Source organism: Bacteroides ovatus, assembly GCF_001314995.1.
GTDB classification, from domain to species: Bacteria; Bacteroidota; Bacteroidia; order Bacteroidales; family Bacteroidaceae; genus Bacteroides; species Bacteroides ovatus.
On record NZ_CP012938.1, the window covers coordinates 2,323,078 to 2,337,664 of the forward strand.

At 41.2% G+C, this 14,587-nt stretch carries 12 protein-coding genes; 1 reads left to right on the forward strand and 11 read right to left on the reverse strand.

Annotated elements, in window-relative coordinates; genetic code table 11:
- Positions 1–49: 49 nt before the first annotated feature.
- The 10 genes from Bovatus_RS09250 to Bovatus_RS09295 form a co-directional block, all read right to left on the reverse strand.
- Positions 50–1,321 (reverse strand): agmatine deiminase family protein, encoded by a 1,272-nt coding sequence (locus Bovatus_RS09250; RefSeq protein WP_004301081.1) that lies wholly within the window; start codon positions 1,319–1,321, stop codon positions 50–52.
- A gap of 87 nt (positions 1,322–1,408) precedes the next feature.
- Positions 1,409–2,653, reverse strand: coding sequence for a leucine-rich repeat domain-containing protein (locus tag Bovatus_RS09255; protein WP_004301083.1), 1,245 nt, complete (start codon positions 2,651–2,653; stop codon positions 1,409–1,411).
- 93 nt (positions 2,654–2,746) lie between these two features.
- Positions 2,747–4,111 (reverse strand): histidine--tRNA ligase, encoded by a 1,365-nt coding sequence (hisS, locus tag Bovatus_RS09260; protein WP_004301086.1) that lies wholly within the window; start codon positions 4,109–4,111, stop codon positions 2,747–2,749.
- Between the two features lie 240 nt (positions 4,112–4,351).
- Positions 4,352–5,032 carry a zinc metallopeptidase gene (locus tag Bovatus_RS09265; protein WP_004301089.1) on the reverse strand — a complete coding sequence of 227 codons (681 nt, stop codon included), beginning with the start codon at positions 5,030–5,032 and terminating at the stop codon, positions 4,352–4,354.
- 120 nt (positions 5,033–5,152) lie between these two features.
- Positions 5,153–6,451, reverse strand: a complete 1,299-nt coding sequence (locus Bovatus_RS09270; protein WP_004301091.1) for an alpha-L-fucosidase — start codon at positions 6,449–6,451, stop codon at positions 5,153–5,155.
- Between the two features lie 109 nt (positions 6,452–6,560).
- Positions 6,561–7,832, reverse strand: coding sequence for an adenylosuccinate synthase (locus Bovatus_RS09275; RefSeq protein ID WP_004301093.1), 1,272 nt, complete (start codon positions 7,830–7,832; stop codon positions 6,561–6,563).
- A complete protein-coding gene (locus Bovatus_RS09280) occupies positions 7,829–8,317 on the reverse strand; it encodes a Fur family transcriptional regulator (protein ID WP_004307184.1) in 489 nt (162 codons plus the stop codon). The genes Bovatus_RS09275 and Bovatus_RS09280 overlap by 4 nt, the downstream gene beginning before the upstream one ends.
- Before the next feature lie 82 nt (positions 8,318–8,399).
- Positions 8,400–9,062 carry a DNA alkylation repair protein gene (locus Bovatus_RS09285; protein WP_004301097.1) on the reverse strand — a complete coding sequence of 221 codons (663 nt, stop codon included), beginning with the start codon at positions 9,060–9,062 and terminating at the stop codon, positions 8,400–8,402.
- Between the two features lie 6 nt (positions 9,063–9,068).
- A complete protein-coding gene (locus Bovatus_RS09290; protein ID WP_004301099.1) occupies positions 9,069–11,117 on the reverse strand; it encodes a dipeptidyl-peptidase 3 family protein in 2,049 nt (682 codons plus the stop codon).
- A 95-nt stretch (positions 11,118–11,212) separates the two neighbouring features.
- On the reverse strand, positions 11,213–11,677 hold the full coding sequence (locus Bovatus_RS09295) for a helix-turn-helix domain-containing protein (RefSeq protein WP_004301101.1): 465 nt from the start codon (positions 11,675–11,677) through the stop codon (positions 11,213–11,215).
- Positions 11,678–11,945: 268 nt separating this feature from the next.
- On the opposite strand from Bovatus_RS09295, the gene recQ reads away from it, so the two are divergent.
- Positions 11,946–13,754, forward strand: a complete 1,809-nt coding sequence (recQ, locus tag Bovatus_RS09300; RefSeq protein ID WP_044918788.1) for a DNA helicase RecQ — start codon at positions 11,946–11,948, stop codon at positions 13,752–13,754.
- 7 nt (positions 13,755–13,761) lie between these two features.
- Here the strand turns inward: recQ and Bovatus_RS09305 are convergent, their stop codons facing one another.
- The gene (locus Bovatus_RS09305; RefSeq protein WP_004301105.1) at positions 13,762–14,580 is read right to left on the reverse strand and encodes a tetratricopeptide repeat protein; all 819 of its coding nucleotides are present in this window, start codon (positions 14,578–14,580) and stop codon (positions 13,762–13,764) included.
- Between the last annotated feature and the right edge of the window lie 7 nt (positions 14,581–14,587).

Below are 14,587 nucleotides of genomic sequence, written 5' to 3' on the forward strand. Positions count from 1 at the left end.
AAATTATTCAATCAGGATTAAGGTGTCGAAAGCGACCTACCCATCTTTATCATTGAAAACTATTCAACGTCCATGTAGTGCAATTGAGAAGACCACCTTCCAAAGCTACCTCATTGTAGTCAATTGTTTCAACTATTTTATCAGGAAAGATTTCTTTGATTTTCACAACAGCTTCGGCATCCTTATTTCCGGGAACACCGAACACGGGAACTACAATCAGATTCTCAACTTCAAGGTAATTGACATATATCCCAATTGCATGTTCGGGATGTGCTTTATCTTTGTAGCCATAAAAAAATGGCACATCAATATATTGTAGGTGATAAGTGCTGATTACTTTATCCATCTTCTCGCGCCAATACTTGAATTCTTCAGCACGGTCATTACCGAGAATTGTATCGCAGTTGACGAAGCGAACCATACCATCTGCATGACCTGTGAAATCGTCTTTCTGCGCTGGAATAATTATTATCTCGGCTTCAAGTAGGCGGCTAAGTTCGGCTTTCAAATCTTCCTCTTTTCTACCAGGATTTTCACTAAACACACGATCAGAGATGATAGCACGGTTGCCACAAATAAGGACATTTCCACCATCAAGATTGATGTCTGAGAAAGTCGGTTTAATACCATTTGCTTTACATACTTCACATACATTAGAACGTGATGCCTCGTATTTTTCATTGTTCTTCAAATATGAAGGGTCATATTTGAACTGAATAAGTTTGCCACTTGCCGTCTGTACCGGCATATAATCACGACACCATATATCGCGTGTTGCTTTGAGTAAAGCATACCCGACATTATGCTTATCCAAAATATCCGTCAGCCTTTTATACGTTTCAGGATATTTTTCCTGAAACAATGCAGATAAGTAGACAATCTGTCGTTTACCGTTCGTGATAGGTTGTTCCACCAACAATTGGGTCATTGATTGCGCAGGTTTATTTATATTTTCAATGTGCTGTTCATTCCATTTCGCACGAAATGAGGGAACGTCATACGTCAACATCCGTTTACACAGTTCCACAGTCGGTTCAATGTTATTTTTCAAACATATATCTTGAAATATAACCTCTTTCGATCTGCCACTGACGGAGAAATTCCTGATATAGCCGATTGACAATCCTTTCCCACTTAAATAGAGGTTTCTGCTGATTTTTTGAAGGATTGCCTGCTGACCTTTTACAGATGTATTTTTAGCAACAAGCTCGGTCATCAACGTTGACAGACTTTTCTTCTTACACCTTTGATAACCTGCATACACTAAACCGCCAATGGCAATAAGGCTAGCTGTAATGCTAAGAATTGATTCCACACTCATAGTTTTATAGTGAACGCATTGAGACTCCACCGTCCTATATGGCAGTTTTCCCTAAGAAATTGTCTCTTATTCACGAATATATAATTACTATTTAATCCACTTAAATTTTGTAGTATCTTCAAAATCGTACCTATACTGTTCCAGCCTTTTAGGCAATTCTACCTTTTTGAGATTTATACATCCTTGAAAGGCATTTGCCCCAATTTTCCTTAAAGACAAAGGAAAATTTATATTACTTAATGAGGTACATCCTCTAAAACTTCGTTTCCCAATTTCCTCTACTAAATACGGTAAATCAATTGATACAAGTGATGTGCATGATTCAAACGCTTCTTCTCCAATAAACTTTACTGAATCTAATAACTTCACCTCGGTCAAGGACGAACATCCATAAAATGTTTTTTCAGGAACTATGACACTCCCATATATAACTTTCTTTAGACCGCTACAATTATAAAATAATGATCCACCTATCCTCAACTTATTATTTTGTATTGAAATACTTTCTAAATCGGTACAACCATAAAAGACAGATTTCCCTAATTCTGTGAAAGAATCTGGAATTATTATATTTTTCACACCAGTCTTAGATAGCGCAAAATCTCCTAAATAATACAATGAATTTGGAAATTCCATGTTTTCCAATAAAATACATTCAGCAAAACAATAGTCCCTTATTATTTTCAAATTTCTTGGAAGTTTTATTGATTTCAATTTTCCACAACCACTAAACAAACCATTATGAAGAGTTTCCATGCTATCAGGCAACGATACATATTCAAGGCTTTCGCATGTAGCAAATGCTTCATCCCCAATTACGGTTACCCCCTCCGGTATAGTTATTTCTTTAAAATCACAACCTTTAAATGCTTCAACTCCTATACTCTTAAGCATCAGAGGTAATAATATTGATTTCAGAGCGTAACAACCAGAAAAAGTACATCGCCCAATCATCTTTACGGAATCAGGTATGTTGATAATTTCAAGTTTGGAACAATTTTCAAAAGCAAATTCTCCAATCTCTCGAACTGTCGATGGTATTTTTATTTCAGTAACTTTTCTACACCCTTGAAATGCAGCATATCCAATGCTAACAACGTCATATTTATTATCCTTATAAGTAACGACAGGAGGAATATTCACCACAAGAGGCAGACTTGAATTTCGGTCTCCAGGTTCGAGATTTAAAAATTCTCGAAGCCCAGACACTTCAACCGTACCATGTTCTTTTGTGAAATTATATGTAATTTCATCAATTACAAAATCGTATGCTTCCACTTTAAAAATAGGCAGGATGAGCAATAAAGCGATTATACTTATAATTTTATTCATGTACTTAGATTTTTATAATGGTTCGTTATAAAATTATATACTGATTTTTCTACTCTGTAAGTAGCCATGAAAAACAATTTCTAATATCTCTGCTTATTTCTTCACTACAGCAATCAGTTCTTCTGCCGAAACAAGATTTTGTTCTCCTGTCTCCATATTCTTCAACATGGCTTTGCCTTCGTTCATTTCATTCTCGCCGACAATAGCTACAAACGGAATATTCTTTGTATTGGCATAACTCATCTGTTTCTTCATCTTGGCTGCATCCGGGAAAATCTCGGCACGGATACCGGCAGCACGCACTTTCGACAGAATTCCCATAGAGAATGCAGCTTCCTTTTCACCGAAGTTGATGAATAGAAGTTCTGTTCCATTCACAGCTTCTTTCGGATAAAGTTCAAGTTGGTTCAATACATCGAAGATACGGTCTGCACCAAAAGAGATACCCACTCCCGACACTCCTGCCATACCAAATACTCCGGTCAGATTATCATAGCGACCACCACCTGTGATACTACCAATCTGCACATCCAACGCTTTCACTTCAAAGATAGCACCTGTATAGTAATTCAGTCCGCGAGCCAATGTCAGGTCAAGCTCGATTTCATTCTTCAAGCCCATTGTTTCCAATGTATTCAGGATAAATTCGCTTTCTTCCACTCCTTTCAATCCTACTTCACTGGCCGATAATACATTTTTCAATGTTGCCAACTTTTCCGCATTCGTACCGCTAAGGAGAATAATCGGCTGCAACTTGGCAATAGCCTCATCACTGATTCCCTTCTCTTTCAGTTCGGCATTTACATTATCCAAACCTATTTTATCCAGTTTATCAATCGCTACAGTAATATCGACGATTTTATCCGATTCACCTATAATTTCAGCGATACCGGAAAGAATCTTACGGTTGTTTATCTTAATACATACACGAATATTAAAACGACTGAAAACAGTATCGACAATCTGCATCAATTCCACTTCGTTCAGTAATGAATCGCTTCCTACAACGTCAGCATCACATTGATAAAATTCGCGATAACGTCCTTTTTGCGGACGGTCAGCACGCCATACCGGTTGAATCTGATAGCGCTTGAACGGGAAAGTGATCTCATCACGATGCATCACGACGTAGCGAGCAAAAGGTACTGTCAAGTCATAACGCAAACCTTTCTCACAAAATTTGCTTGCCAGTTTGACAGCATTACGGCTTAACAATTCTTCGTCAGTAATCCCGGAAAAGTAATCTCCTGAATTTTGAATCTTAAAGAGTAGTTTATCCCCTTCATCGCCGTACTTTCCCATCAGTGTAGAAAGCATCTCCATAGACGGAGTCTCTATCTGTTGGAAACCATACAAATGATATACGTCACGAATCGTATTGAATATATAATTACGCTTCGCCATTTCTACCGGCGAAAAGTCACGAGTTCCTTTAGGAATACTTGGTTTTGCTGCCATAATATTACTGTTTATAATTTTAATGGCGCAAATTTACTGCAAATTTCCGAGCAATGCTTACATATATTTGAAAAAATCACCCGTATTGTGTCCATCCCCTATTAATATCGTAAAGAAACACTCAAACAAGTCCTCCAAACTATATAAAAAATCCTCCATAGTCTTTGGAAAGACTGCGGAGGATCCCTTTTTATTCTATAGAAGGAAGCTGGCAAAACTGCCTTTTCCCTTTTTCATTTCTTAGTCTCTTCTACCCATGAAGATCATGATGTAGTAAACCAATGTTGCTAATGAACCTAATGCAGCAACTACATACGTATAAGCAGCTGAACGAAGAGCGTCTTCTGCCTGCGCATGATTGTACGAATTAGTAATGCCGGATGAACTCAACCATACCAATGCACGTTTACTTGCATTGATTTCCACCGGCAGCGTGATAAAGCTGAACAATGTAGTCATAGCAAACAGGATAATACCTGCCAGCAATAACTGCGGGAAAGAGTTTATCAGCAAGATACCACCCAACAATACCCACGTCATAATGGAAGAAGCAAAGTTCACAACCGGAACCAGCGCACTACGCATCTTCAACGGAGCATACATACGTGCATGCTGCACAGCGTGTCCACATTCATGGGCCGCTACGGCAGCCGCCATTATGCTGTTACTTTCATACACCCCTTCACTCAAATTCACTGTTTTGTTAGTAGGATTGTAGTGGTCGGTCAACCGTCCTGGCGTATGTGTAACCTGCACATCATAAATTCCATTGTCATGCAACATCTTCAAAGCAACATCGCGTCCTGTCATTCCGTTTCCTGTAGGAATCTTAGAGTACTTCTTGAATTTGTTTTGCAAATTCATCTGTACCAACCAACTGACAACAGCGATTCCTATAAATAATACCCAATAAGACATCATATACTTTTCAATTTTAATTATTACTCTATATATCTATAAACAAATTGTTTGCCAAAAATAAGGGGAAACGTTCAATGTCAGAATAGTTTCCCCTTGCTTTTATGAAGAATTAGCTAAAAATTAGTCAATTGTCAGTTCTACTACATAGTCAATATCTTTCGGAACCTCAGCGAATTCGAGCAAAACACCAGCTTTCGTCTTTGTGAAACGAACCGGAGACTGATCTTTAAACAAGACTGCTTTCTTAACCTTCTTGCCTGTCAATGGCAGGAACAAAGCTGCATCTTTCAGGTCGAGGATATGTACATAGAGTTTATTTCCTTTTTGTGTGGTCACTCCCCAATCATGCGGAGCAACTATGCCGCTTCGTGTTCCATAGATCGTTTCGCCATATTGTTTCATCCACTCTCCCATCTCTGCCAAGCGTTGCACAGCTACCGCAGGAAGTTCCCCATCAGGTTGAGGGCCGATATTCATCAAAAGATTGGCATTCTTACCGGCTGCCTTCACCAGATAGTGAATCAATGTCTTTGTAGATTTATAATTCTGGTCGGTAATCTTATATCCCCACATACCATTCATTGTTTCGCAAGTTTCCAACGGCAGGCGACTCACCTCCTGTCCAGAAAGTCCCGAAGCATTCTCACCCGGCAGATCGCGTTCGAAAATCTGAATATCTTCTCCATCAAAAGGCGTCTGATGATGATTGTTACCCACCAGGCAGCCCGGTTGGAGTTTATGAATCAAAGCATACTGCTCTGGTAATTCCCAGTTAAAAGATTTAGGTTGATCCCACCATCCGTCAAACCAGATGGCACCTATCGGACCATAATTCGTCAGTAACTCCGTCAACTGGTTATTCATGAATTGATAATAGCTTTTCCAATCCCCTTTCGAGTTCGAACGTCCCGTCCCCTGTCCTGTACGTCCCCAGGGATAGTCCTCACGCGCCCAGTCAAGATGAGAATAATAAAAATGAAGCTTGATTCCCTGCTTGGCACAGGCAGCTGCCAGTTCTTTCACAATATCTCTTTTAAAAGGGGTGGCTTTGACTACGTTATAATCCGAATACTTAGTATCGAACATAGAAAAACCTTCGTGATGACGGCTAGTAAAACAGATATATTTGGCTCCCGAAGCTTTAATAGCCTCCACCCATTTATCGGCATTAAACTTGGAAGGATAAAATCCACCTGCCAGTTTGGCATACTCTTTATAATTCAGATTATTGTTTGTCATAGTCCACTCACCGGTAGCGAGCATGGCATATAGCCCCCAATGAAGAAAAATACCAAACTTATTGTCCTGAAATTCCTGCCGTGCTTTCAGATTCTCTTCGGCAGGCTGATAAGGAGACTGTGCAAATGCTCCCAAGTTCATGACGAACAACAAAAGGAAAGTAATAAAACGTGTTTTCATAAGGCGTACATTATTTTTCTGTGTGTTTAGAATAGACTACAAAGGCTTGAATAAAAAAGGCGGAGTTTTTCTTCAATCTCCGCCTTTCCTCCATATAATAAATCAATGGTTATTCTTCTGTATAACGTTCGATCGTCTGTGCTCTGTCCGGTCCTACAGAAACAATCTTGATTTCTACGCCAAGTTGTTCTTCCAGGAAAGTCAGATAAGCGTTGAACTCTTCCGGGAATTCATCTTCGCTCTGCATCTTGGTCATATCTGTCTGCCAGCCCGGAAGCTCTGCATAAACAGGTTCTACCCCTTCTGTGATGTCATACGGGAAATAATCGATTTCTTCACCATTCACTTTGTAGGCAACACAAGCTTTGATTGTTTCGAAAGTATCGAGTACATCGCTCTTCATCATAATCAATTTGGTAACCCCGTTTATCATAACGGAATACTTCAGCGCTACCAGGTCGATCCATCCACAACGACGTTTACGTCCGGTAACAGAACCGAATTCATGTCCCAAAGTACACATCTTGTCACCTGTTTCATCAAACAGTTCTGATGGGAACGGGCCTGCTCCTACACGAGTACAGTATGCTTTGAAGATACCATATACTTCACCGATACGGTTAGGCGCCACTCCCAGTCCGGTGCAGGCTCCCGCACATACGGTATTGGAAGAAGTCACGAACGGATATGAACCGAAATCAATATCAAGCATAGTACCCTGCGCTCCTTCACAAAGAACGCTCTTACCATCTTTCAACAGATTATTCACTTCATGTTCGCTATCTACAAAATGGAATTGTTTCAGGTATTCGATACCTTCCAACCATGCTTTTTCCAGTTCAGTAAGATCGTATTCATAATTCAGGCTCTTCAGAATTTGTTCGTGACGAGCTTTTGCGGCAGCATACTTCTGGTCGAAATTATGAAGAATATCACCTACACGAACACCGTTACGGCTCACTTTATCCGTATAAGTAGGGCCGATACCCTTGCCGGTAGTTCCTACTTTGGCGTCTCCTTTGGCTGCTTCATAGGCAGCATCCAGAATGCGGTGTGTCGGAAGAATCAGATGAGCTTTCTTTGAAATGTGCAAACGTTCTTTCAGCGGATGACCTGATGCTTCAAGCGCTTCTGCCTCTGCCTTAAACAATGCCGGATCAAGTACCACACCGTTACCGATGATGTTTACCTTGTTTCCTTGAAAAATACCGGAAGGAATAGAGCGGAGCACATATTTCTGTCCTTCGAACTCAAGCGTGTGACCGGCATTCGGGCCGCCCTGAAAACGAGCAACCACATCATACTTAGGTGTTAAAACGTCGACTACTTTTCCTTTACCTTCGTCGCCCCATTGTAATCCTAATAGAACATCTACTTTCATTTTTCTTTTTTATTGTTGTTATTTACTTTTTTCCGTTTGTTAGCTCTGTCGCACTTACCACATACTCCATATATATATAAGGAGTAATGCGAAAGCTGGAAGCGGCTCAATTTCGTATTTTCAATGGCATGCTGTAATTCCTCGTTCTGAAACTCGGTCACTCTACCACATTGAGTACATATCTGATGATGATGTGTCTCGCGATTATATGATTTTTCGTATTGGGAAGAAGTGCCAAACTGATGCTTAATGACCAGTCGTGCATTGATAAGGAGGATAATGGTGTTGTAGAGAGTTGCACGGCTCACCCGGAAATTCTCCTGGTCCATCATCCGTGAATAAAGCATGTCAATATCGAAATGACCGTCGATAGAATAAATAGTATCGAGTATGGCGTAGCGTTCAGGAGTCTTACGATGCCCGTTCGCCGTGAGATATTCCGTGAATATCTGCCTTACTGTATCTTTCACGTTTTGAGTTTCCATCATCAGCCAAAATTAGCGCGAACAAAGTTAAGCCTTTTTTGCGGAAAGCAAAAGAAATTCCTAGAAATAAGTAATGGGTTAATTATTCTTCAGTCTCTTCTTTCACCATGTTGTAGAGCATCTGCTCCCCTTCCAAGGTAGAATCAGCCATTCCCTCCACCAGACGGCATACTTGAAAGGCATGTTCTTCACTATGCTGCATATATTTGCGGATAACCAATAAAGCAGCGTTACGAACATGATAACTGTCGGAATGTACAGCACAGATTGCCTGATCGAGTAATTCGCCGGAGGCGCGTTCGGTCATATCCCCTTTCTTCATCAGAAGACGGGCAGCAGTCAGAAAACCGCAAGTCTGTATATACTCTTGCTCATCTGCAATCCAGTGAAAAGATTTGGCCGGAGCATACGGCAAATGCTGGAAGAGATTCATGCAAGTCAGCTCGGCTATTTCGATATTCCGGATATTTTCTACCCAAATGTCGGCTATCTCAGGATAAAACGTTTCAATCGGCTGAAGCATCCCCGCCAGAATTTTACATTCGCGAATGTCCTCTTTCCACAGAGCCTGTGCCAGGTCATGATTCTTCTCATAATTTTCGGCAATCATCTTGATACGAGGCAGTTCCACTCCGAAATTGAGTTTATAAACCAGCCCTTTCTCACGCATACTTTGGGACACAGCCCCGTTCATAGAGAGACGGAGCTGTGTCTTGATATCTTTTAATTGTTCTTTTATATCCATTTCAAATCAGTTGTTTATTGAAGGCAGCGGAGAATAATCAGTGCTGTAACGCAGCATTTGTTCTACATAACCTTCATCATAGGAAACTGTGACATCTGTAACAGTTCCGTTTTCATCTGTCACCAGTTCGTATTTCGGATTCACAAAGCCTTTGTAAGGAGCTAGATTCAGCTTCTTATAGCGTTCCAGAACTTCTGCATGCAGAGCCGGATCCACTTTTACCGCATAGTTTTCTACCAATGTACGAGCACCTTCAAAATCGCCAGTCGACTTGATGCGCTGAATTTCAGCTAATAATTCGCCGAAAAGCTGACGTACCTTCTGATAGTCATTGATAACCACATAAGTCTTTCCGTCTTTCTTCACCAGTTCCACCGCTTTATCGGCAGCTCCTTTTTCAAATACCCAACGGGCTATCAGCTGGCGATTGCGCATGTGAGCTTCTTCAACACTATTTCCCGGTTCGATACGTACCAGTTGTGTCATCAACCCGTTCATCAGATAAGTATAGTATTGAGCCTTATAAGCATCGGGAGAAGAGAGCAATCCCAGTTCCACCAGCTTCGGATCGGCTACATAATACAATCCGAATAAATCAGCACGTGCCTCTTCGATGGTAGAGCCATAAGCCTTCAATGCATCCGGATCTACGCCCGGAAGCAACTTACCGGAACCGTGTCCCAAACATTCGTGCAAGTCCGTATGCAGCTCGTCCGTTAAGTCAGAATAGGCATCAATCAGTTGTATTTCAGCATCGCTATAAACAAATTCTTCGTTGAATCCGTTTCCGTGAGCAGCTTTATTATAAGCGTCTGTTATATTTCCGATTGTTACTGACTTAGAGCCGTGATGAGCACGAATCCAGTTAGCATTCGGCAGATTGATACCGATAGCTGTTGCCGGATAAAGATCACCTGCAAGGATAGCAGCAGTAATCACTTTAGCCGATACCCCTTTCACCTTTTCTTTCTTGAAAGATTTATCAACCGGAGAATGATCTTCAAACCATTGCGCGTTACTGCTGATAATCTCCGTACGATGTGTCGATTCCAGATCTTTGAAGTTCACCAAAGATTCCCAACTCGCTTTCATCCCCAGCGGGTCGCCGTAACTTTCAGTAAATCCATTCACAAAATCTATTCGTGAATCCAAGTCTTTCACCCAAAGAATAGCATATTCATCGAAATCTTTCAGATTGCCTGTTTCATAGAATTGAATCAGCTTGGTGATAACGGCCTTTTGCGCCTCACTCTCTGCCACACCTTCCGCTTTCTTCAGCCAATAAACAATCTTCTCAATAGCCTGTGTATAGAGTCCGCCTACTTTCCAAACCTTCTCTGTCAACTTTCCGTTTTCTTTTACCAAGCGACTGTTCAGTCCGTAAGAAACCGGTGTTTCGTCTTTCGGGTCTTTCATATCACTATAAAAACGTTCTGCCTCTTTCTGCGTCACTCCATCGTAATAGTTACAAGCAGAGGTCAATACAAGATCTTCGCCATCCGCCTGGTTTACCCGCTTCGGCATAACTGCCGGATCGAAAATCACCGGGAACAGCTCGGCACAGAGTTGATCGGCAGTCTGCCCTTTCTCCAGCGGAAGCAACTTGGCATCCAGACCGAGCACGGCCTGTTTCAAGAATTCCTGTGAGAAGTTCGGCACAAATTTCTCCGTACCATAGTGATGATGAATACCATTGGAGAACCATACCCTTTTCAAGTACACCTCCATGTTTTTAAAATCAGGCGTCGTTTTATCCCCCTGATAGTTTGTATATACTGCTTCGAGCATCCTACGGATTCTCAAATTATATTTTCCATTCTGGTCAAACAGAATATCCCTTCCTTCCAGAGCAGCCTCTGTCAGGTAATAAATCAGTTCCTTCTGTTTCAGCGTCAGTTCCTCAAATCCGGGAACCTTATAACGCAATATTTGTAAATCAGCAAATTGTTCCACTGTATAATCAAATTTTTCTGCTTCAGCAGTTGTTGTTTTACTTCCTCCGCACGATGTTAAGAGCGTGGCGGCCACTGTCATTAAAATCAGATGTTTTCTCATAATGTTAGTATTGATTAATTAAAATGAGAAAAGGAATTATCTCCAAAATCTTTCATTTAGAGGTAATTCCTTTTGACTAGTTTCGGAACGCGCAATTATTTCTTATTTTCGAGATGTTTTTTGCGATATCCATTAGGAGTCTCACCTACGTTTTTGTAAAATGCAGCGTAAAAAGATTGACGATTTGCAAAGCCAACCATGGCACTAATTTCTTCCACATTTTTGTCGGCATAACGTTTGTCAGTCAATAAATGCAAAGCATCTTTTACTCTGTATTCATTCAACAGGCAAGAATAGTTCATGCCAAAGCGTGAGTTTACTACTGCAGAAAGGTAACGAGTATTCGTTTTCAATTCTTTCGCCAAGTCCTTAGCTGAATAATCAGGATCCTTGTACTTCTTCTGTACAACGATGATATTCAGGATCTTGTCATACAACTCGTCTGCCAATTCCGGTCTAATCAAAGACCTGTATGCAGCCTTTTTTTCTTTCTTTTCCCTCAAATTGTAGGGACGTTTTTTCGGAGTTTCTTCCGTTTTTTTGTTCTCTAAATCACTCATTGAATTAACTGGTTAGGGTTTGTTCATTTGTTAATTATTGCTCATTTGCAACATAACATGTTACAAATGTCTTACTTTTTTTTTAAACACACAATTATTTTGTGCATTTTTTTCTAAATAAACAATCAAAAACCTTGAAAAAGAGGGAATAGGGTTGAATAATAAGAAACTTTAACTTATTTATAATTCATATCAGAAACTGAAATCTACACATAATGAAAATTGCCAAAGAAAAATGTACCTTTGCAGCATGGATAAATCAGCATCAATGAGAGAAACTCTAAAGACATATTTCGGATACGATAGTTTCCGTCCTCTGCAAGAAGAAATCATCCGCCACATCCTAAACAAACAGGATGCATTGGTATTAATGCCTACTGGTGGGGGAAAATCAATCTGCTACCAACTCCCTGCATTGCTTTGCGAAGGTACTGCCGTTGTCGTTTCCCCACTTATCTCATTGATGAAAGATCAGGTAGAAGCATTGCTGGCAAATGGCATCGCAGCCGGGGCACTGAACAGCAGTAATGACGAAACGGAAAACGTCCAACTGCGTCGCGCATGTGTTGAAGGACGACTGAAGCTGCTTTACATTTCACCGGAAAAACTTTTAGCAGAAAAGGATTATTTGTTGCGGGATATGAACATCTCTCTGTTTGCTATTGATGAAGCGCATTGTATTTCACAATGGGGACATGACTTCCGTCCGGAATACACACAAATGGGAGTGCTTCACCAACAATTTCCGCAAATACCGATTGTCGCACTAACTGCTACTGCGGATAAAATCACGCGCGAAGACATTGTACGGCAATTACATCTCAACCATCCCCGTATCTTTATCTCATCTTTCGACCGCCCCAACATTAGCCTGACTGTGAAACGTGGTTTTCAAGCGAAAGAGAAGAACAAGGCTATCTTAGAATTTATTCACCGCCACGGGGGAGAAAGCGGGATTATTTATTGTATGAGCCGAAATAAGACAGAAACCGTCGCACAGATGTTGCAAAAGCAGGGTATTCGCTGCGGTGTCTATCATGCCGGATTATCCACCCAACACCGGGACGAAACACAGAATGATTTTATTAACGACCGCATACAGGTAGTATGTGCCACCATTGCTTTTGGAATGGGGATTGATAAATCAAATGTCCGCTGGGTCATACATTATAACCTGCCTAAAAGTATAGAAAGTTTTTATCAGGAAATAGGACGTGCCGGACGGGATGGACTGCCCAGCAGTACTGTCCTATTTTATTCACTCGGAGATCTTATATTACTCACTAAATTTGCTTCGGAAAGCAATCAGCAGAGCATCAATCTGGAAAAGCTACAACGGATGCAGCAATATGCTGAAGCCGATATTTGCCGGAGAAGAATCCTGTTAAGCTATTTCGGAGAAACAACAACGGAGGATTGCGGTAATTGCGATGTTTGTAAAAATCCTCCTCAACGATTTGACGGTACGGTCATTGTGCAAAAGGCATTAAGCGCCATCGCACGTACAGAACAACAAATCAGCACAGGATTGCTGATTGACATTCTCCGTGGAAACTATTCTGCGGAAGTAACCGGAAAAGGGTATCAGGAACTTAAAACGTTCGGTGCCGGACGCGACATTCCTCCTCGTGACTGGCAAGACTATCTGCTTCAGATGTTGCAACTCGGCTACTTTGAAATAGCCTATAACGAAAACAACCATCTTAAAATTACTGCAAGCGGAAGTGATATTCTCTTCGGGAGAGCTAAGGCAACATTAGCAGTCATCCGGCACGAAGAAGTCGCCACTCAAAAAGGAAAAAAGAAAAAAGTGGTTGTTGCAAAGGTACTTCCTTTCGGCCTGGAAGGTGGAGAAAACGAGGATTTATTCGAAGCCTTACGCGGATTGAGGAAACAACTGGCCGATCAGGAGGCACTACCCGCCTACATCGTCTTGTCAGACAAAGTATTACACCTGCTTAGTATTTCCCGTCCTACCACTATAGAAGAATTCGGAGAAATCAGCGGTATCGGAGAATACAAGAAGAAAAAATACGGAAAAGACTTCGTTAATTTGATTAGGCAGTTTGTAGAATAATCATACGTCACTTGCACTGCTTAAGCTGTTCGTGCAAATCAGCCGGAGGCACTCCCAATGAAATGGCTTTCTCAAAGTCAGCTTTGGCAAGTCCTTTCTTTTTCTGTGCCAGATAGATATTCCCACGCAGCAGATAAGCATCAGCCGAGGCAGCATCCAACCGGATCGCTTCCTCCAAATCAACCAATGCCAGATCTTCATGCTTCATTTCACGTTCCACGTCGGCACGGGCAATATAAAGCGTCGCATCGTCAGGAGTAGCCGTAATCATCTTATTCAGAATTTCAAGAGATTCCCGAAATTTTCCTTCTTTCTGCTCCAGAGTAGCCAATCCCAGACGACCGCTATAACTCTGCGGATCCAGTTCCAGCAAACGATTATAATCGATTCTCGCAGCCGGATAATCCCGGCGGAGCACATAAATATAGGCACGCATCAACAAAGCTTCCTTGTTCTGCTTATCCTCATCAAGCACCTGACAATAATCGGTATAAGCACGGTCTGTTTTTCCCATTTCCATATAAATAGCGGCACGGTCGAGTAAAATAGGAACTGCCAAAGGAGCAAAATTCAGTGCAAAAGAATAAGACTCCAGCGCTTTATCAAACTCACCCAAGCGGCGCTGTACCAATCCCAGGTTAGAAAAAAGCAACGCATTTTTGGCGTTCTTCGGTTCCAGCTTCAAAGCCTGAAGCAAAAGTTCCTCTGCTTTGGGAAGACTGTCTTTCTCAATACATTCAATGGCTCTCTCGGACAATTGCTGATAAGTTTGTGCAAAGGCAACAGCCGGAAAACAAAAAAGCAAAGCTATAATTATTCTTACCATGGTTCAG